14 protein-coding genes and 1 pseudogene are annotated in these 19,519 nt (G+C 64.6%); 10 read left to right on the top strand and 5 right to left on the bottom strand.

Annotated elements, in window-relative coordinates; genetic code table 11:
- The coding region (locus K0F85_RS00985) for an OmpA family protein (RefSeq protein ID WP_219114147.1) at nt 1–466 on the top strand (466 nt) is incomplete at its 5' end.
- A 116-nt stretch (nt 467–582) separates the two neighbouring features.
- Here the strand turns inward: K0F85_RS00985 and K0F85_RS00980 are convergent.
- Nucleotides 583–951, bottom strand: a complete 369-nt coding sequence (locus K0F85_RS00980) for a hypothetical protein (protein ID WP_219114146.1) — start codon at nt 949–951, stop codon at nt 583–585.
- Complete coding sequence (locus tag K0F85_RS00975) at nt 927–3,620, bottom strand: M1 family metallopeptidase (protein WP_219114145.1); 2,694 nt, start codon at nt 3,618–3,620, stop codon at nt 927–929. The genes K0F85_RS00980 and K0F85_RS00975 overlap by 25 nt, the downstream gene beginning before the upstream one ends.
- A 254-nt stretch (nt 3,621–3,874) precedes the next feature.
- On the opposite strand from K0F85_RS00975, the gene K0F85_RS00970 reads away from it, so the two are divergent.
- Entirely contained in the window at nt 3,875–4,498 is a 624-nt protein-coding gene (locus tag K0F85_RS00970) for a glutathione S-transferase family protein (RefSeq protein WP_219114144.1), read from the top strand.
- Between the two features lie 74 nt (nt 4,499–4,572).
- Here K0F85_RS00970 and K0F85_RS00965 read toward each other — a convergent pair whose 3' ends face one another.
- Both K0F85_RS00965 and K0F85_RS00960 read right to left on the bottom strand, forming a co-directional pair.
- The gene (locus K0F85_RS00965; protein WP_219114143.1) at nt 4,573–6,684 is read right to left on the bottom strand and encodes a prolyl oligopeptidase family protein; all 2,112 of its coding nucleotides are present in this window, start codon (nt 6,682–6,684) and stop codon (nt 4,573–4,575) included.
- A 189-nt stretch (nt 6,685–6,873) separates the two neighbouring features.
- On the bottom strand, nt 6,874–7,269 hold the full coding sequence (locus tag K0F85_RS00960) for a RidA family protein (protein WP_219114487.1): 396 nt from the start codon (nt 7,267–7,269) through the stop codon (nt 6,874–6,876).
- A gap of 145 nt (nt 7,270–7,414) precedes the next feature.
- On the opposite strand from K0F85_RS00960, the gene K0F85_RS00955 reads away from it, so the two are divergent.
- On the top strand, nt 7,415–8,356 hold the full coding sequence (locus K0F85_RS00955) for a LysR family transcriptional regulator (protein WP_219114142.1): 942 nt from the start codon (nt 7,415–7,417) through the stop codon (nt 8,354–8,356).
- Between the two features lie 7 nt (nt 8,357–8,363).
- Here K0F85_RS00955 and K0F85_RS00950 read toward each other — a convergent pair whose 3' ends face one another.
- Nucleotides 8,364–10,061, bottom strand: coding sequence for a CehA/McbA family metallohydrolase (locus tag K0F85_RS00950; RefSeq protein ID WP_219114141.1), 1,698 nt, complete (start codon nt 10,059–10,061; stop codon nt 8,364–8,366).
- Nucleotides 10,062–10,392: 331 nt separating this feature from the next.
- Here K0F85_RS00950 and K0F85_RS00945 point away from each other — a divergent pair, with 331 nt between their 5' ends.
- From K0F85_RS00945 to K0F85_RS00915, 7 genes and pseudogenes are all read left to right on the top strand, one after another.
- Nucleotides 10,393–11,700 carry an MFS transporter gene (locus K0F85_RS00945; RefSeq protein ID WP_219114140.1) on the top strand — a complete coding sequence of 436 codons (1,308 nt, stop codon included), beginning with the start codon at nt 10,393–10,395 and terminating at the stop codon, nt 11,698–11,700.
- A 10-nt stretch (nt 11,701–11,710) separates the two neighbouring features.
- Nucleotides 11,711–14,266 (top strand): nitrite reductase large subunit NirB, encoded by a 2,556-nt coding sequence (gene nirB, locus K0F85_RS00940; protein WP_219114139.1) that lies wholly within the window; start codon nt 11,711–11,713, stop codon nt 14,264–14,266.
- A gap of 3 nt (nt 14,267–14,269) precedes the next feature.
- Entirely contained in the window at nt 14,270–14,632 is a 363-nt protein-coding gene (gene nirD, locus K0F85_RS00935; protein WP_219114138.1) for a nitrite reductase small subunit NirD, read from the top strand.
- Nucleotides 14,629–15,867 carry an NAD(P)/FAD-dependent oxidoreductase gene (locus tag K0F85_RS00930; RefSeq protein WP_257572442.1) on the top strand — a complete coding sequence of 413 codons (1,239 nt, stop codon included), beginning with the start codon at nt 14,629–14,631 and terminating at the stop codon, nt 15,865–15,867. Before nirD ends, K0F85_RS00930 begins: the two co-directional genes overlap by 4 nt.
- 11 nt (nt 15,868–15,878) lie before the next feature.
- Nucleotides 15,879–18,548, top strand: a complete 2,670-nt coding sequence (locus tag K0F85_RS00925) for a nitrate reductase (RefSeq protein ID WP_219114137.1) — start codon at nt 15,879–15,881, stop codon at nt 18,546–18,548.
- 59 nt (nt 18,549–18,607) lie between these two features.
- Entirely contained in the window at nt 18,608–19,141 is a 534-nt protein-coding gene (gene cysC / locus K0F85_RS00920; protein ID WP_219114136.1) for an adenylyl-sulfate kinase, read from the top strand.
- A 19-nt stretch (nt 19,142–19,160) separates the two neighbouring features.
- Nucleotides 19,161–19,519, top strand: a pseudogene (locus K0F85_RS00915) (aerobic respiration control sensor protein ArcB); the annotation flags it as partial.

The following is a 19,519-nucleotide window of genomic DNA, read 5'->3' as shown; positions in this document are numbered from 1 at the left end:
ATGCCCTGCCGACAAGCCGATACCGCCGCCCGATCCGCTGCCACCGCGCCTGGTCCATGAACGCATCACACTCGACATGGACGCCCTGTTCCATTTCGACAAGGCGGGTGCGGCCGATATGCTACCGGAGGGCATCGATAAAATCCGCGCACTGGCGGTGCGCCTGAAGCAGGGCTACGTACAGATCGATACCTTGAGCGTCACGGGCCACACTGACCGCCTGGGCGCTGACGGCTACAACCAGGCTCTGTCCGAGCGGCGCGCGCTGACGGTGAAACAGTTGCTGCGAGAGCAAGGTATCGCCAACGTTATCAGCGCGTATGGCAAGGGCAAGGCCGAACCCGTCGCCGCCTGCGAAAAGCCGATGCCTCGTGCTGCCCTGATCGCCTGCCTGCAGCCGAACCGCCGCGTGGAAATTGAATTGACGGGTATCAAGCGTTTCGCGAAGGAGGACGGCACACCTTAGCGTCACGTCATATGGCGGTCATATGAGGCTGTTATGATGCTTTCGTTGGCACACAGCATGCATTGCGCAGATCACTACGCTCCGGGAGCGCTAGGATGCAGGCATGACTCAACAGCTTAGCCGGTGAGCTCAACCATCGGCACCAGACAGGCTGGCGCAGCGTGAAATTGCTGCGATGGCAAGGCATGCAGGGTAAAAGCGGGAAAAGAAATGGGATTTAATGAAGTCCTAAGCCTGTCCGAGGGAAGGACTGGCATAGTGGCTACATGGCGCACGGAAACCCCGGGCGCAAGGTTGCCGGACACCTCAATGACCGGCACGATTTCCACTTCTTCATGTGTTTCCCGTTTTATCCCTGCGCTCTGAAACAGCGTTTCAACCGGCTGCCGCGACATGCGAAGCCGGTTTTTTTTTGCCTGCGTTTTCAGCAGTTCCCGGCGCGAGGCGCCGGGAATGCCACTTAGCCCGCCTGCTGCGCCAGCCATGCATCGACGGCTGGCAGCCGTTCTGCACGCAGCTTGATGCGGTACTTGATGCCGGCCACGGAACTGTCGGCATCGCCGCGCGCGCTGGCAGGCAGGTTGGCCTGCGCATACGCTTCCAGCTTGGCGATCATCGCCGGCTGTGCCGAGCCGGCCGCCAGGCGCGGGAAGTAGCGGCTGCGCGAACTGGCATCGATGCGCGCATTGACTTGCTCCAGATGCGCCAGCGCGAAATCGAAGGCCAGTTCCGGATGCGCGCGCGAAACGCGCGAGATCATGGCCGGGCTGTTGGTCACGCCCGGTTCATCCGTCAGCGCCAGCGCCAGCGCCCGCTGCGCCAGGGCCGTATCGTCGGTTGAGGCCAGCAAGTCGTACAGTTGGTTCTTGACCAGCGGCGTCTTTTCCTGCTGCGCCTTGGCGTGCAATTGTTCCCAGGTGGCGGCGTCCGCATGCTGCGCCACCACGCCCAGGATGGTGCGGCGCAGCGGCGCGGGAATGGCGGTGGGATCCTGTTCGCTGGCTGCGTAGCGGCGCCGCGCTTCCGCGATCACGCCAGGCTCGCCCATGTCGCCGAGGATGGCAATCAGCCGGCCGCGCAGGGTCGCCACGCTGGACGCCTCCCCAGCGCGCGCTTCCCAGCCCGTCTGCGCCATCATCGGCGCCAGGCGCGCCATGGCGTAGCGACCGAAAGCCTGCTGGCGCACAGAATCGCCCGCATATTGTTCGTACAGGTCGTTCAGCGAGGTGGCCACCTTGCCCAGCACTTGCGGATCTGCCGCCAGCGGCGTCGCTTTCACCAGTTCCAGGAAGTCGGCAAGGTTTTGCGCGCCCGACAGGCCCAGCGACTGGCTGTCCGCCAGCAAGCCCAGTTGGTCGATCGGCGCCAGGCGTGCAAAGCTGCGCGCCAGCGCGCGCGTGTTGGCGGGCGCGTACACGGTTCGGTAGTAGCCACTCTGGCCCGCGTTCACCAGCAGGGCGCCACAACCGGGCACGTTCAATGTCGCCTTGCCATTCTTGACCAGCACGCGCGCCTGCTTGTGGCTGCCGACCGTCGACGCGATCACCGGCACTTTCCACGACAGCGGCTTCTTGTCCGGCTGGTCCTTGGAAAACTCCGTCTGCGTCAGGGTCACGCGCGTGCTGCCCTTCCTGCACACGGCGTCGCCCACGGTGATCATCGGCACGCCCGGCTGGAGCGTGAAATCATGGGCGATGGCGCTGACACGCTTGCCGGCGGCTGCATCGACTTCGCGCCACAGGTCGTCGGAGACCGTATTGCCGTAAGCATGCTTGCGCATGTAGCTGCGCACGGCCGTGCGCCACGTGTCGGCGCCCACGTAGGCTTCGAGCATGCGGATTACCGCTTCGCCCTTTTGATAGGTGATGCCGTCGAAGGCCTGGCTGGCTTGCTCCACGGTGTCGATGCGCTGCACCACCGGGTGCGTGGTGCGCAGCGCATCCTGGCTCATGGCCGACTCGCGCCCGCTCACGTTGGACAGGGCCGTGTTCCACTCTGGGTGCAAACGCTCCGTGGTGCGGCTTTCCATCCACGACGCGAAGCCTTCGTTGAGCCACAGGTCGTCCCACCAGCGCATGGTGACCAGGTCACCAAACCACTGGTGCGCCATTTCATGCGACAGGGTGGTGTAGATGTTTTCCTTGTCGGCCTGCGTCGAGATGGCCGGGTCGAGCAGCAAGCCATACTCAAAAGTGAAGACGGCGCCCCAGTTTTCCATGGCGCCGAAGAACTGGCTGCGACCCGGTGCGGCGATGTTGTCGAGCTTGGGCAGCGGGTAGCGCACGCCGAAGTAATCGTTGTATTCGCGCAGCAGGGCTCTTGACTCGTCGAGCGCGAAGCGGCTTTGCGCCAGCGCGCCCTTCTGCGTAATGACGCCCACTTCCGTGCCGTCTGCCATCATGGTCGCCCGCTCGAAGTCGCCCAGGCCAAAGAACAGCAGATAGGTCGACATGCGCGGCGTGGTGGCGAAGTACACGTGCTTCATGCCATAGCCCAGCTCCTCGCTGCGGGCGATCGGCATGTTGCCGACGGCCATCTGATTGCTCGGTACGACCACGTCCAGCGCGAACGTGGCCTTGTAGTCCGGTTCATCCCACGACGGCAGCATGCTGCGCGCATCGGAATTTTCGAATTGCGTGTACAGCGCGCGCTGGCGGCCCTGCGGCGTGTCGTAGTCGAGCGAGAACAGGCCCGTGGCCTGCGTGCCGATCTTGCCGCTGTAGTCGATGCGCAGCAGGTACTCGCCCTTGTCCACCGGCTCGGCAAAATGCACGGTGGCCGTCTGCTTGTCCGCATCGAACTCGATCTTGCGCGTCACCTGCTTGCTGCCGCCTTTGCCTTCGATGGCGGCGGCGGCAAATGCCAGGTTCAGGGCATTGAAGGTGATGCTGGCTGTCGGCCTGTCGACGGCCACCGTGATGGCGACCTCGCCCTTGAAGGTGGAAGCGGCGGCGTCCGGCGTGATCGACACAATGTAGTGCAAAGGCCTGACGCCGCGCGGCAACTGCGTGGTGGTGCCGGGCGCTTGGCTGGCCGAGATGTACCTGGCGGCGGGAGCGGTGTTGCCCGCATGGGCTGCGGTGATGGAAGCCAGTGCCAGGACGGCGGCGGCCAGTTGGCTGCGGCGGAGGCGCGGAGTCGGTGTGCGATGCATGGTATGCCCTTGGTTCATGGATAAAACGCCCGCCAGCCGGATAGGCTGCGGGCGTTGATGACGTGTGGGGGACATCGCTGGAACTGGCGGCCAGCGTTCCCCTACAGCAATCTAAGGCGAAACGGGGGCAAAGTCAACGCGCCAGGGGCGCCGCAGCATGCTGCGGCGCTGGTATGATGGACGCCTGACTGTACTGCCACAGGCCAGTCCCGCAGCTGATTGGCCACCATCATAACGAGACGAGACCTACGCCCATGAAACTGTTTATCAGCCCCCGCACGCCCAATCCACGCCGCGTTACCATGTTCATCGCCGAGAAGGGCATCACCGGCATCGAGGAAGTGGCGCTCGATCTGATGGCGGGCCAGCACCGCGAGCCCGCCTTCCTGGCAAAAAACCCGCTGGGCCGCGTGCCCGTGCTGGAATTGCCGGACGGGCGCGTGCTGACCGAGACGCGCGCCATCTGCACTTACCTGGAAGGCTTGCAGCCACAGCCGAACCTGATGGGCGAAGGCTACGAGGAGCGCGCCTTCATTGAAATGGCCGACCGCCGCGTGGAACTGCATCTGTTCAGCGCCGTCGCCAACTGGGTGCGCCATGGCCATCCGGCCCTGGTGGCACTGGAAAACCCGCAATTTCCCGATTTCGCCACGGCGCAGGCGGGCAAGCTGCGCGAGACGGCGCAATGGCTGGACCAGGTGCTGGCCGGCCAGCCTTACATCGCCGGCGAACGCTTTACGATTGCCGACATCACGGCCTTCTGCGCGCTGGAATTTGCGCGCGGCCTGATGAAGTACCGTCCCGGCGCGGAAGGGCTGTCCAATCTGCAGGCCTACCGCGACCGCATCGCCGAACGCCCCAGCGCGCAGGCGAAGTAACTTCCCCAAAAAAGAACGCCTGCGCCGGAATCCGGTGCAGGCGTTCTGTCTTGCCAGGTGCCGTCAGGCCCGTTCTATTTCAGCTGCTCGAGCAGGAAGGTGTAGGTCAGCGCCCACATCAGCGCCTGCTGGTCGTTATTGGCGGCGCCCGCATGGCCGCCTTCCGTGTTTTCCCAGTACAGCACGTCGTGGCCTTGTTCTTCCATCTTCGCCACCATCTTGCGCGCATGGCCGGGGTGGACTCGGTCGTCGCGGGTCGAAGTGGTCAACAGCACGCGCGGATATTTCTTGTCCTTGAAGACGTTCTGGTACGGCGAATACTTGCTGATATAAGCCCATTGTTCCGGCACGTCCGGGTCGCCGTATTCTCCCATCCACGAGGCGCCCGCCAGCAGCTTGTTATAGCGGCGCATGTCGAGCAGCGGCACCTGGCTGACGACGGCGTTGAACAGGTCGGGGCGCTGCACCAGCACGGCGCCCGTCAGCAGGCCGCCATTGCTGCCGCCCATGATGCCCAGGTGGCGCGGACTGGTGACCTTGCGCTTGATCAGGTCTTGCGCCACGGAGATGAAATCGTCATACGCGCGCTGGCGGTTTTCCTTCAGCGCCGCCTGGTGCCAGCGGGGGCCGAATTCGCCGCCGCCGCGGATATTGGCCAGCACATACACGCCGCCCTTTTCCAGCCAGGCCACGCCCGTGGTGCCGCTGTAGCTCGGTTTCAGCGATACTTCGAAGCCGCCATAGCCATACAGCACGGTAGGGTTGCTGCCGTTGAACTTCGTCTTCTTGCCCATGATGGCAAAATACGGCACCTTGGTGCCATCCTTGGACGTCGATTCGAACTGCTCCACCTTGTACGGCGCCGCGTCATAGTAGGCGGGCAGCGACTTGATTTTGGTCCGCTTGTCGCTCTGCGCCGTGGCCAGATACAGAGTGGTCGGGTTGAGGAAGTCCGTCACCGTCAGGAAGTACTGGTCCGAGTCGACGGGATCGAGCGCGCTGACGGCCAGGGTGCCCAGTTTTGGCGCATCGACGGCGCGGCGCTGCCACTTGCCGTTCACGTGGCGCAGTTCCGTCAGGCGGTTCTTGACCTTGTCCAGGGTTGTCACGAGGATGGTTGATTTCGTCGGCGTGACATTGTCCAGCGAAGACGTGGCCGTGGGCGCGTACAGTACTTCCAGCTCTTGCTTGTCCTGCATGAAGGCCTTGAAGTCGGTGGCCAGGAGGGAGCCTTGCACATAGGTCTTGCCGTTGACTTTCCAGTCCGAGCGCAGGGTGATGACCAGCTGGTCGCGCACGGTGAATGCCGTCGCGTCGTCCGGTTTCGGCACCTTCTTCAAGTTGGCGCCGTCGCGCAGGAACATTTCGCCGCTGTAGAAATCGATCTGCCGCTCGATGAACTGGTGTTCGTAGCCGGGCGTGAAGTCCTTGTAGGCGCCGGCGCTCAGATCGTCGGCCTTGGCTTCGTACAGCGTTTGCGCCTGCGCCAGCGGCGTGCCGCGCCGCCACTCTTTGACGATGCGCGGGTAGCCGGAGCTGGTCATCGTGCCGGGGCCGAAATCGCTGGAGACTAACAGGGTATCCTGGTCGATCCAGCTGGCGCTGCCCTTCGCTTCCGGCAGGATGAAGCCGCCGTCGACAAAGGTGCGTTTCGCCACGTCGTATTCGCGCACGACCTTGGCGTCGCCGCCGCCGCGCGACAGGGAAATGAGGCAGCGTTCGCCCTTCGGATACAGGCAGGAAGCGCCGCCCCAGACCCAGTTTTCATTTTCGCCGGCGGCCAGCTGGTCGAGGTCGATTATGGTTTCCCAGGTCGGTTCGGCCTGCTGGTATTGCGCTAGGCTGGTGCGGCGCCAAATGCCGCGCACATGCTGGGCGTCGCGCCAGAAATTGTAGTAAAACTCGCCTTCCTTGCTGACGTAGGGAATGCGTTCCTTTGAATTGAGGATGGTTTTCAGGCGCGCCTGCAGGGCCGGGAAGCCGGGCCGGGCTTCCAATTCTTTGGTGGTGACGGCATTGTGCTGCTTGACCCAGGCCAGCGGCTTGTCGCCGAGGACTTCTTCCAGCCACAAATGGGGATCGGCCGGAGAATTGGACGCGGCGGGCGTAGGTGCTTGTGCATGGGCGAGGCCCGCTGTGGCCAGGCCGAGCAACAGGCCGCCGGCGAAGGTACGATAAAAAGACATGGACGGTTCCTTGATGGTTTCGTTTGCGCCGTGTTGCAGGAAAAACGGCGCATTCATGTTGCCATGGATTGCTGTGGGGAACCAGTGTCTCTTGGATATCAGTAAAGTGATGGCATGTTTTTCCTATAATATTTGCCGTGACTGCAACAGACCGTATATTCTGCGGCGCTGGCGCTGCCTGGATGCGTCTTAGTCCGGCAGCTTGGCCACCACCTTGATTTCAAACTGGAAACCGTACAGCCACGTCACCCCCACGGCCGTGACGGTGGGATGGGGTGCCACGCCCCAGTACTCCGCCAGCACCATGTCCCAGATGCGCTGGAATGTCGCTTCCGGCTCGACCAGGAAGAGGGTCACGTCGAGCACGTCGTCGAAGGTGCAATCGGCAGCCTGCAGGATGGCGTTGAGGTTGTCGAAGGCCAGCCTGACTTGCGCTTCCAGTTCCGGTTCTGGCGAGCCGTCTGCGCGGCTGCCCACCTGGCCGGAGACAAACAGCAAGCCGTTGGCCCGCACGGCCGGCGAATAGCGATTTTTTTCATACAGCGCCTGGCGTCCGGGTGGGAAGACGACGTCGCGGGTGGTCATTGCATTACGCATGGCATGGCTCCTTGGATGTTGCCGCCGAACGGCGGCCTGGACAGAACTTTAGCCAGGGCCGGCGCGCAGATAAAGGGGCAGGCTCCCCCAAGACTGTTTGTATAATCCAAACAATCAGGATGCGGGGGTGGCGATGGACAAGTTGGATACGATGCGGGCATTCGTGCGGGTGGTCGAGACGGGCAGTTTTACCAAGGCGGCCCACACCTTGCACATGAGCCGGACGAGCGTGACGCAGCTGGTGCAGCAGCTGGAAGCGCGCTTGCGCCTGAAGCTGCTTAACCGTACGACGCGCAAAGTCAACGTCACGGCCGATGGCGCCGAGTATTACGAACGCATCGTGCCCGTGCTGGCCAGCCTGGACGAGATTGAAACGGGCTTGCCCGGCGCTGCGGCGCTGCCCCGTGGCCAGTTGCGGGTAGATGTGCCCAGTCCGCTCGCCAGCATGCTGCTGATACCGGCGCTGCCGCAATTTTACGCGCGCTATCCGGACATCCAGCTCGATATGGGCGCCAGCGACCGCATGGTCGATGTGATTGGCGACAATGTCGATTGCGTCATTCGTGGCGGCGAACTGCGCGACCAGTCCTTGATGGCGCGCAAGATCGGCGACTTGCAACTGGCCGTGTACGCAGCGCCCGCTTATCTGCAGCGCGTCGGCACGCCCGGTCATCCGCAGGAACTGGAAGATGCCCAGCACCGTATCGTCCGCTTTCGCTGGGGGCAGGGCGGCAACGGTTTTTCCACGCTGATGCGGCAGGGCGACAAGCGCGTCACGATAGCGGGCCAGTACGTGCTATCGATTGACGATGGCAACGCCTATCTGGCGGCGGGGCTGGCTGGCCTGGGCGTGCTGTGGCTGCCAGACTACATGGCCCGGACGCACGTGGCGGCAGGGGCCCTGATTCCCTTGTTCGGGAACTGGCAGATCGATCCCATGCCCTTGTACCTGGCATATCCGCCCAACCGCCATGTCAGCAAGAAGCTGCGCGTATTTATCGATTGGGTCGTCGAATTGATGGCTCAGCATGCACCGCTGCAGCCACACACACGGGAATTTCTTCCTCCACGCTAAGCTCCCTTCAGGGCAGTTGATTGACCCATACGGGCGCGGACCAGACGAGGTTGCCATCGTCCTGCGTCAGCCGCGCGTAGTAAAAATGGGGGCCGGGCGCGGGGGTGATGGTGATGCTGGCCTGGTCCGACAGTTCGGTGACGGAGCCGTTGCCGCCCGGCACGCCCTGGAGGATGGCGACGGCGGCCGCCTGGCGCCCCGCGCTGTTGCTGAAATGGGTGGCCAGCTGCAAGGGGCCGTGGTTGTCGAAACGCTCGCCCATCAACTTGCCATTCGCCGTCAACAGCAGCTGCGCATGCTTGTCCATGGTGGCGTAGACGCGGCGTGCGCGCAGCGCCTCGAGGAAACTGTCGCGTGAGACGGGCATGCCGGCGACCGGGCTGGCCACCAGCACGGCCGTGCGGTTGCCATACGACGCGCCCCAGTTGGCGCAATGGTTGTCCTGGTTGCTGCTGAAGGCCACGTGGTAGCCGGCCGCCAGGGCGCGGTTGCAAGCCGCCTCGTAATTGCTGCGCCGCGTTTCCGTTTCCTCGTCGTTGGTGGAAAAGGCGGACGTATTCAGCACTTCGCACAGCACCATGGCCGCGTCGCCGTCATGGGTGTAGCCCAGCGGCTGGCCGTTGACGAGAAACTGGCCCGTCTGCGCCGGGTGGTTGAACTGGCCTAGCCAGCCCCGCTCGCGCATCAGCGTGTACAGGCCCGCGTAATCGCCTTTCGGCGTTTCCAGGTCGGCCAGCAGTTCACCATGCGCATTCCTTTCCCAGCCCAGCAACTGCTCGCTATTGAAGATGTTCAGGTGGCCGCCCTTGTTGATGACGCCCCATTCCATGCCGTACAGGGCTAAAAAGCCCGGGTGGGCGGCTGTATACGCGGCCGCTTCGGCCAGCCCCGTCTGGTACAGGGCCTTTGCTGCTGCCGGCACGGCAGCACTGTTACTGCCATCCGAGCCGTCATACATATGGTTGTGCTCGGACGTCAGCAGGGCATCGAGCCCATGTTGCCGCGCATACTGATAAGCATCGATGGGGCCGTAGGGCGCCGTTTGCGGTGCCTGCGCGCCATGGCAGGCGTCGAGCGCAGCGCCGCCGTCGCTGTGGCGCGTCTGGCTGTGCAAGTTGGCGTAGACGATGCGGTAGTCCATCTGGCCATCGAGGCTGGCGAGGTGCCGTAAGCCCGTCTGGAAGGCGGGCACCCTGGGCGCCGTGCTGCCGCCCCGCCGCACCTGGATCTGCCATTGCTGTTCCACCCGTGCTTGCTGCGGCGTGCCGGCGTCCGCCACGGCCAGCAGGCGCAGCGCGTACATACCGTCCGGCACCGGCAAGCGCCGTGCGCGCGCATCGGCGTCGGCGCGGCCATCCCAGGGCAAGCTCAGGCTGTTGCCGCCGGCCCCCACCTGTTCCATGCCCGACCAGCGTCGCTGCACGGCGCCTTGCGGCCCCGGACCGGACAAGGTCAAGGTCCAGTGCACGGCATGTGCACGGCCTTCGTCGGGGTAGGCGAAGCGCACGACAAAGATGCGCGCCTGCGTGACATGTGCGCCGCGCGCGGCGCGGAAGGGCGCGACGACGGTGGCATCGAGTTCGCCATGTTCCTTCGGTTCTCGCGCGGCGGCAGTATTGCTCCAGGAAATGAGTAACACGCAGGCGCACACGCATGCGTACCCTGGCGGCCAGGGTGGTCGCAAGCGTCGCAGGGTCTTGAGCATGTGGCCTCCTGCTACTGCTTCAGATGTGGTTTAGACAAGTACTGCCATTGCTGGTTCCCGCATGCACCAGCAAGTGGCGTCCTTGCACCGTGAACTGCCATGATCTGGCGCAAAGCCAGTGCGAATGGCGCTGCCTGCCCTTGGGGAAGCTGGCACGGCGCTTGCTACACAAGATATACGGATCAACGGCGATCCCCTGAATAAACGCACAACGGTCCAACGACGGACCACATGGACAACGGCGTCCGCCCAGGCTGATCTTGCATCGGCTGGGGCGGGCGCCGTTTTTGTTTGCATTTTTGTTATTTTCGGGATACTTCGGGAACCTATCATGGCCAGCCAAAAAGCAACGCGCATCGCGCTCTTCTCCCTCGCCACGCCGCCCATGCGGGCATTCCACCTGACGTGGATGGCATTTTTCGTGTGTTTCTTCGCCTGGTTCGCCTGCGCCCCCCTGATGCCTGTCATCAAGGGCGAGTTCGGCCTTTCCTTGGCGCAAGTGGCCAATATCAATATCGCGGCCGTCGCCATCACCATCCTCGTGCGCCTGATCGTTGGGCCATTGTGCGACCGCTACGGCCCGCGCAAGACCTACACGGGCTTGTTGCTGCTGGGCGCCATGCCTGTGCTGGGCGTGGCCGCTTCGCAAAGCTATGAGAGTTTTCTGTTCTTCCGCCTGGGCATCGGCGCCGTGGGCGCCAGCTTTGTCATTACGCAATATCACACCTCCGTGATGTTCGCACCCCGCGTCGTGGGAACGGCGAATGCCGCTGCCGCCGGCTGGGGCAATGCGGGCGGTGGTGCGGCGCAGGCGCTGATGCCGCTGCTGCTCGGTGCCGTGCTGATGCTGGGCGTGTCCGAATCGCTGGGTTGGCGTATCGCCCTGCTGGTGCCGGGCGTGCTGATGCTGGTGATGGCCGTGCTGTACTGGCGCTATACGCAGGATTGCCCTGAAGGTAATTACTCGGACTTGCGCAAGGCCGGCTTGGCCATCGAGGGTGGCAAAGGTGGTGGCAAAAGCGGCGGCTGGGACAGCTTCAAGGCGGCCAGTTCCAATTATCGCGTGTGGCTGCTGTTCGTCACCTACGGCGCCTGCTTCGGTATCGAGATTTTCATCCACAACATCGCCGCCGTGTACTACGTCGACCATTTCGGCCTGTCGTTGAAATCGGCCGGCCTGGCCGCCGGCAGCTTCGGCTTGCTGGCCCTGTTTGCACGTGCCCTGGGGGGCTGGATGTCCGACAAACTGGCCCTGCGCGGTAACCTGAACAGCCGCGTGACGCTGCTGTTCATGCTGATGATAGGCGAAGGCGTGGGCTTGCTGTGGTTTGCCAAGGTCGATAGCGTCACCTACGCCGTCATCGCCATGCTGGTCTTCGGCCTGTTCACCCACATGGCTTGCGGCGCCACCTATGCGCTGGTGCCCTTCATCGACAGCAAGGCACTGGGCGGCGTGGCCGGCATCATCGGTGCGGGCGGCAACGTGGGCGCGGTGGCGGCCGGTTTCCTGATGAAGGGCACGGGCGACATCCGCCAGACCCTGATCATCTTGAGCGCGCTGGTGGTGATCTCGGCCCTGTGCGCCATCGCCGCCCGTTTCACGGGTCTGGCGGCCGAACCGAACATGGCTGCGGCCTGAGGAGACAAGCATGAACGCCCCCTTGAACATCGTCGTCCTTGGCCATGGCATGGTCGGACACAAATTCCTCGAACGCCTGGCATTGGAAAACGCGCCGCACTTGTCCGTGACGGTCTTGTGCGAAGAGCCGCACCCCGCTTATGACAGGGTGCACCTGTCCGAATTTTTCAGCGGCAAATCTGCCGAAGACCTCTCCTTGGTGGCGCCCGGCTTTTTCGACAAGGGCAACGTCGTCTTGAAACTCAAGGCGCGCGCGGTGTCCATCGACCGCGTGGCGAAAACCGTCACCGCCAGCACGGGTGAAGTGCTCGCCTACGATAAATTGGTGTTCGCCACGGGCTCCACGCCGTTCGTGCCGCCGCTGCCGGGCAAGGAGCGCGATGGCTGCTTCGTCTACCGCACCATCGAAGACCTGGAAGCCATGCTGGCCTGGGGCGGAAAATCAAAAACCGGCGTGGTGATCGGCGGCGGGCTATTGGGACTCGAATGCGCGAAGGCCTTGCGCGATTTGAAGCTGGACACCCACGTGGTGGAATTCGCGCCGCGCCTGATGGCCGTGCAGGTCGATGAAGGCGGCGCGCGCGTCTTGCGCCGCAAGATCGAGGAACTGGGCGTGACGGTGCACACGCAAAAAAATACGCTGGCCATCGTCGATGGCACCGCGGCCGCGCACCGCATGCAGTTTGCCGACGGCAGTCACCTGGAAGCGGACATGATCGTCTTCTCGGCCGGCATCCGTCCGCGTGACGAACTGGCGCGCGCCTGCGGCCTGGAGGTGGGCCCACGCGGCGGCATCGCCATCGACGACAGCTGCCTCACGTCCGATCCCGACATCTACGCCATCGGCGAATGCGCGCTGTGGGGCGGCCTGGTCTTCGGCCTGGTGGCACCCGGCTATGACATGGCGCGCATCGCGGCGCGCCACGTGCTGCAGGAAGAGGAAGGCGAAGCCTCGTTCAAGGGCGCCGACATGAGCACCAAGCTCAAACTGATGGGCGTGGACGTGGCCAGCCTGGGCGACCCGCACGGCAATGCACCGGGCAGCCGTTCTTACCAGTTCATGGACGAACGCAAGCAGATCTACAAGAAGATCGTCGTTTCCGATTGCGGCAAATACCTGCTGGGCGGCGTGATGGTGGGCGACGCCAGCGAATATGGCACCTTGCTGCAGATGATGCTGAATAAAATCGAGCTGCCGGCATCCCCCGAATTCCTGATCCTGCCGCAGGCCGACGGCCAGCAAAAGGTGGGCCTGGGCGTGGACGCCTTGCCCGATGCGGCGCAAATCTGCTCGTGCAACGACGTCTCGAAAGGCGCGCTGTGCGCCGCCGTGGCCGCTGGCGCGACGACGATAGGCGCGCTGAAAAGCTGCACCAAGGCGGGTACGGCCTGCGGCGGCTGCGTGCCCCTGGTGACGCAGATCATGAAGGCGGAAATGCAGAAGCAAGGCCTGGCCGTCAACAACCACGTGTGCGAGCACTTTGCTTACTCGCGCCAGGAATTGCACCACCTGGTCCGCGTCGGCAAGATCCGCAGCTTCGGCGCACTGCTGTCGGCGCATGGACAGGGCCTGGGCTGCGACGTGTGCAAGCCCGTGGCGGCCAATATCCTTGCCTCGTGCTGGAACGATTTCGTGCTGTCGCCCGTGCATGCCTGCCTGCAGGACAGTAACGATTATTTCCTTGGTAATATCCAGAAGGATGGCACGTATTCGGTGGTGCCGCGCATGCCGGGTGGCGAAGTGACGGCCGACGGCTTGATCGCCGTGGGCATGGTGGCGAAGAAATACGGCCTGTACACCAAGATCACGGGCGGCCAGCGGGTCGACCTGTTTGGCGCGCGCGTCGATCAATTGCCAGCCATCTGGGAAGAATTGATCGCGGCCGGCTTCGAATCGGGCCACGCCTACGGCAAATCCTTGCGCACGGTGAAATCATGCGTCGGTTCCACCTGGTGCCGCTACGGTGTGGCCGACAGCGTGGGTTTCGCCATTCGCCTGGAAAACCGCTACAAGGGCTTGCGCACGCCGCACAAGATCAAGTTTGGCGTCTCCGGCTGCACGCGCGAATGCGCCGAGGCGCAGGGCAAGGACATCGGCCTGATCGCCACGGAAAAAGGCTGGAACCTGTACGTGTGCGGCAATGGCGGCATGAAGCCGCGCCACGCGGAACTGCTGGCGGCCGACCTCGACGAGGCCACCCTGGTGCGCTATGTCGACCGCTTCCTGATGTTTTACGTGCGCACGGCCGACCGCCTGCAGCGCACCAGTGTGTGGCGCGACAACCTGGAAGGGGGCCTCGATTACCTGAAAGCCGTCGTCGTGGCCGATCGCCTGGGCATCGCCCACGAGCTGGAAGCGGACATGCAGCATGTGGTTGACACCTATGCCTGCGAGTGGCAGGAAGCCGTCTCCAACCCCGCCGTGCGCCAGCGCTTCCGCCATTTCGTCAACAGCGAGAAGAACGATGAAAACGTGGTGTTCGTCGAAGAGCGGGGCCAGATCCGGCCCGCCACGCTGATTGAGCGCCGCAGCACCGTGATCCCCATCCTTGCCGTGGAGGCGTGAAGCATGAATGCGATAAATGCACTGTCCGGCGCCAGCGCCGACAACTGGGTGGCCATCTGTCCCTTGACCGACATCGTGCCCGACACGGGTGTGTGCGCGCTGGTCGGCGGGCGCCACGTGGCCGTGTTTCGCGTCGGCGACGCCGCGCCGCGCGTGTACGCCATCGATAACGTCGACCCGAATGCGGGCGCTTCCGTGCTCTCGCGGGGACTGGTGGGCAGCATCGGCGAGCGCGTCGTCGTCGCCTCGCCCATCTACAAGCATCACTTCGACCTGGCCAGCGGCGAGTGCCTGGAAGCGCCCGCGCATGCGGTCGCGACCTGGCCGGCGCGCGTGTTTGGCGGCATGGTGTGGGTGGCCCTGTGAACCCGCTAGCCAAGGCAGCGGCGCGCCCCTCGCTGGTGGTGGTCGGCAACGGCATGGCCGGCATGCGCACGGTCGAGGAACTATTGAAACTCGCGCCGGACCTGTACGACATCAGCGTGTTCGGCGCCGAGCCGCATGGCAATTACAACCGCATCCTGCTGTCGCCCGTGCTGGCCGGCGAAAAAAGCGTGGACGACATCATGCTGCACACGCGCGCATGGTATGCGCAGCATGGCATCACCCTGCACGCTGGCGACCCCGTCGTGCGCTTCGACCGCAAGGCGCGCAAGGTGTACGCGCTGTCCGGCATCACGGTAGCCTATGACCGCCTGTTGCTGGCCACCGGGTCGACGCCGTTCATCGTGCCCGTGCCGGGCCATGCGCTGCCCGGCGTGATCGGCTTTCGCGATATCGCCGACGTCGATACCATGCTGCAGGCGGCACGCACGCAGCGCCATGCGGTGGTCATCGGCGGCGGCTTGCTGGGACTGGAAGCGGCCAACGGCTTGCAGCGCCAGGGCATGGACGTCACCGTCGTGCACATGAGCGGCGCGCTGATGAACCAGCAGCTCGACGCACCCGCATCGATGCTGCTGAAATCGGCGCTGGAAGCGCGCGGCCTGCGTTTCCTGATGCAGGCGCAAACGGCGGAAATCCTCGGCACCGACCGGGTGCAGGGCGTTCGCTTTGCCGACGGGACGTCGATCCCCGCCGACCTGGTGGTGATGACGGCTGGCGTGCGCCCCAACATCGCCCTGGCGCAGGCGGCCGGCCTGCACTGCGAACGGGCCATCGTCGTCGACGACTGCCTGCAAAGCTATGACCCGCGCGTGTATGCCGTGGGCGAATGCGTGCAGCACCGGCGCGCCACCTTCGGCCTTGTCGCGCCCATATGGGAGCAGGCGCGCGTGTGCGGCGCGCACCTGGCCGGCGCGGGACACCGGCGCTACGTGCAGCAGGCCAGCGCCACCAAATTGAAAGTGACGGGCATCGACCTGTATTCGGCCGGCGACATCATCGGCGCCGAAGGCAGCGAAGACCTGGTGCTGCGCGATCCGCGCCGCGCCATCTACAAGCGCCTGGTGGTGCAGGGCAGCCGCCTGGTGGGCGCCGTGCTGTATGGCGACGTGCAGGACGGTCCCTGGTATTTCGAGCTGATCCAGCAGCGGCGCGACATCAGCCAGCTGCGTTCCCATTTATTGTTTGGCCAGGCGCTGTGCGGCCAGGCCGCCTGACAGGATATCCCATGACTAGCTGCACGCCCGTGAAAACCACTTGCCCGTATTGCGGTGTCGGCTGCGGCGTGGAAGCCACAACCCTGCCCGACGGCGCCATCCGCATCGCCGGCGACGGCAGCCACCCGGCCAACCTGGGCAAGCTGTGCGTGAAAGGCGCGGCCCTGGGAGATACCCTGGACCTGGACAACCGTTTGCTTTTCCCCCAGTTGCGCGTCGATGGCGTCTTGCAGCGCGCTTCATGGGATGCTGCGCTGGACAAGGTAGCTGGCGGTTTGCGCGCCATCATCGCTGAGCATGGCCCCGATGCCGTGGCCCTGTATGTCTCGGGCCAGCTGCTGACGGAAGATTATTACGTCGCGAATAAATTCATGAAGGGCTATGTGGGCAGCGCGAATATCGACACCAATTCGCGCCTGTGCATGTCGTCGGCCGTGGCAGGCCACAAGCGCGCGTTCGGCGAAGACATCGTGCCGGGCTGCTATGCAGACCTGGAGCTGGCCGACATGGTGGTGCTGGTGGGCTCGAACACGGCCTGGTGCCACCCCATCCTGTTCCAGCGCATCGCGCGCCTGAAGGAAAGCCGGCCAGGCGTCAAACTGGTGGTGATCGACCCGCGCCGCACGGCCACCTGCGAGTTGGCCGACCTGCACCTGCCCGTGAAGCCGGGCACCGACGTGTGGCTGTTCAACGGCTTGTTGTGCCATCTGGCGAAGGAAGGCGTGATCGCCGGTGATTTCGTCACGCAGCACAGTGCGGGACTCGACGCTGCGCTGGCGGCCGCGCATGTCGATTGCGGCGACCCGCTGCAGGTGGCGGCCATCTGCAAAGTCGACCCGCAAGCCTTGCTGGCGTTCTACCAGGCTTTTGCCGCCACGCGCAAGGTCGTCACGGCCTTTTCGCAGGGCGTGAACCAGTCATCGAGCGGCACGGACAAGGTCAACAGCATCATCAACTGCCATCTCGCGACGGGGCGCATCGGCCAGCCTGGCATGGGGCCGTTTTCGCTGACGGGCCAGCCCAACGCCATGGGCGGGCGCGAAGTGGGGGGGCTGGCGAACATGCTGGCGGCGCACCTGGAGCTGGACCAGCCGCTGCATCGCGACACCGTGCAAACGTTCTGGGACTCTCCCCGCATCGCCGACAAGCCTGGTTTGAAGGCCGTGGAACTGTTCCACGCGATCGAAGCGGGAAAAGTAAAAGCCGTGTGGATCATCGCCACCAATCCGCTGGTCAGCATGCCGGACGCGGACCAGGTACGCCGCGCGCTCGCTCAATGCGAATTGGTGGTGGTCTCGGACATCAGCGCCGGATCGGACACGAATGCCCATGCCGACGTGCTGTTGCCGGCGCTGGGCTGGGGCGAGAAGGATGGCACGGTGACCAATTCCGAGCGCCGCATCTCGCGCCAGCGCGCGTTTTTGCCTGCGCCCGGCGAAGCGCGCGCCGACTGGGACGTGCTGTGCGATGTGGCGCGGCGCATGGGCTTTGGCGGTTTCGATTTCGCGGCACCGCAGGCCATCTTCGACGAACATGCGCGCCTGTCCGCCTTCCGCAATGAGGGGGAAACGGCGCGCTTGTTCAACCTGGCGCACCTGGCCGGCCTGGATGCAGCGCAATACGACGCCATGGCGCCGCAGCAGTGGCCACAGGGGCGGGCGCGCCTGTTCGGCGACGGCCGCTTCGCGCATGCGGATGGCCGCGCGCGCTTCTTGCCCACGCCGCCGCGCGCGCCGCAGAACATGCCTGACGAAGACTATCCGCTGGTCCTCAACACGGGGCGGGTGCGCGACCAGTGGCATACGATGACGCGCACTGGCAAGGCGTCCAAACTCTCGGGCCACGTCGCCGAAGCCTTCATCGACCTGCACCCGCAGGATGCGCTGCTGTACAGCGTGCGCGAAGGCGAACTGGCGCGCATTTCCAGCGCCTGGGGCGCGATGGTGGCGCGCGTCGTGCATGGCGGCGGCATCGCGCGCGGCCAGGTCTTCGTACCCATCCACTGGAGCGACGCCAATGCGTCCGACGCGCGCGTGGGCGCCGTCGTCAATCCGGTGGTCGACCCGCTCTCTGGCGAGCCCGAATTCAAGCACACGCCCGTGCGCATCGAGCAGTTCCGCGTGCACTGGCATGCATTTGTCCTGAGCCGCACACCCTTGAACCTTGACGGCGTGGCGCACTGGACGCGCGTGCAGGGAGAGCAGTTCCTGCGCTACGAACTGGCGGGCCGCCAGCGCATCGCCGACCTGGGCGCGTGGGCGCGCACGCTGCTCGGCGTCACGGACGCCAACGCCGACTGGATCGACTATGCAGACGCCAGCGCCGGCGTGTACCGCGCCGTGCACCTGGACGAGGGGCGCATCGCGCAATGCGTGTATGTCTCGCCCCGTCCCGACCTGCCGTCGCGCAGCTGGCTGGCCAGCCTGTTTGCGCACGCGCAAATGGACGCGGCCGACCGCGCCGGCGTGTTGCTGGGCCAGCCCATCGGCAAGAGCGTCGACGCCGGTCCCACCGTGTGCTCGTGCTTTGGCGTGGGGCGCCACACAATTTGCGCCGCCATCAAGGAGCAAAAACTGACGACGACGTCGCAGGTGACGGCCTGCGTCAAGGCGGGCGGCAATTGCGGCTCCTGCGTACCCGAGATACGACAATTGCTGCTTGAGGCGCGCAGCGCGGCCTGAAAATCTGTCCTTTCCAGCACTGCTTTGTTATATTGCCAGCTCTACAGCAGAGAGGCCGAATGATGACAGCAGCACAACACCCCACGGTCTGGTTGACGGGCTTGAGCGGCGCCGGCAAGACCACCATTGCCCTGGCGCTGGCGCAAGCACTGAAGGCGCAGGGTCGGGCTGTGGCGCTGCTGGACGGCGACCAACTGCGCCATGGCTTGAACCGCGACCTGGGTTTTACGCCGCAAGACCGGCATGAAAACATCCGCCGCACGGCCGAAGTGGCGCGCCTGATGAACGCGGCGGGCCTGACGGTCATCGCCGCCTTCATTTCGCCCTACCGCGCCGACCGGGCCATGGCCGCCGCCATCATCGGCGCGGCGCAATTCGTCGAGGTTCACGTCAGCACGCCGGTTGCCGAATGCGAGGCGCGCGATCCGAAAGGCCTGTACGCGAAGGCGCGCGCGGGACAACTGGCGCAATTCACGGGCATTTCCGCACCCTACGAAGCGCCGCTGGCGCCTGCGCTGAGCCTCGACACCCAGGTGCTGGCGCTGGAAGAATCGGTCGAGCTCCTGTGCCGGCATTTGCAGCAGCGGCCGTGACGGCATGGTGGCGATGCGGATGATATTGCGCACACTGCTGCGCCGGGGCCTGCCCGCCAGCCTGAAGGCGCGCATGAGCTTGGTCGTCTTCCTGCTCGTGCTGGGGGCCGTAGCCTCGCTGGCGCTGGCCACCCTGAGCGTGGCCGAACGCGGCATGCGCGACGTGACGGGACGACAGCAGTACGTCTCGCTGTCCAGCGCCGCCGTCTTCATCGACGAAGAGCTCGATGCCAAGCGCAATGTGCTGCGCGCGATGGCAGACAGCCTGGCGGCCAGCGGCGCGCATGACGGTGCCAGCCTGCAGCGCTTCCTGGCCGCGCAAACGGTGCTGCGCAAGGAGTTTTACACGGCCGGCGTGGTCGGTATCGACGGCTTTGT

This window comes from Janthinobacterium sp. UMAB-56 (genome assembly GCF_900095265.1).
Classification (GTDB): Bacteria; Pseudomonadota; Gammaproteobacteria; order Burkholderiales; family Burkholderiaceae_D; genus Janthinobacterium.
This window is presented reverse-complemented; position numbering and strand designations above follow the sequence as displayed.

What these genes read in the sequence shown, in the direction of transcription:
- K0F85_RS00980 (WP_219114146.1), bottom strand. Translation starts at nt 951, where the DNA reads ATGGCTGGCGCAGCAGGCGGGCTAAGTGGCATTCCCGGCGCCTCGCGC.
- K0F85_RS00975 (WP_219114145.1), bottom strand. Translation starts at nt 3,620, where the DNA reads ATGCATCGCACACCGACTCCGCGCCTCCGCCGCAGCCAACTGGCCGCC.
- K0F85_RS00970 (WP_219114144.1), top strand. Translation starts at nt 3,875, where the DNA reads ATGAAACTGTTTATCAGCCCCCGCACGCCCAATCCACGCCGCGTTACC.
- K0F85_RS00965 (WP_219114143.1), bottom strand. Translation starts at nt 6,684, where the DNA reads ATGTCTTTTTATCGTACCTTCGCCGGCGGCCTGTTGCTCGGCCTGGCC.
- K0F85_RS00960 (WP_219114487.1), bottom strand. Translation starts at nt 7,269, where the DNA reads ATGACCACCCGCGACGTCGTCTTCCCACCCGGACGCCAGGCGCTGTAT.
- K0F85_RS00955 (WP_219114142.1), top strand. Translation starts at nt 7,415, where the DNA reads ATGGACAAGTTGGATACGATGCGGGCATTCGTGCGGGTGGTCGAGACG.
- K0F85_RS00950 (WP_219114141.1), bottom strand. Translation starts at nt 10,061, where the DNA reads ATGCTCAAGACCCTGCGACGCTTGCGACCACCCTGGCCGCCAGGGTAC.
- K0F85_RS00945 (WP_219114140.1), top strand. Translation starts at nt 10,393, where the DNA reads ATGGCCAGCCAAAAAGCAACGCGCATCGCGCTCTTCTCCCTCGCCACG.
- nirB (WP_219114139.1), top strand. Translation starts at nt 11,711, where the DNA reads ATGAACGCCCCCTTGAACATCGTCGTCCTTGGCCATGGCATGGTCGGA.
- nirD (WP_219114138.1), top strand. Translation starts at nt 14,270, where the DNA reads ATGAATGCGATAAATGCACTGTCCGGCGCCAGCGCCGACAACTGGGTG.
- K0F85_RS00925 (WP_219114137.1), top strand. Translation starts at nt 15,879, where the DNA reads ATGACTAGCTGCACGCCCGTGAAAACCACTTGCCCGTATTGCGGTGTC.
- cysC (WP_219114136.1), top strand. Translation starts at nt 18,608, where the DNA reads ATGATGACAGCAGCACAACACCCCACGGTCTGGTTGACGGGCTTGAGC.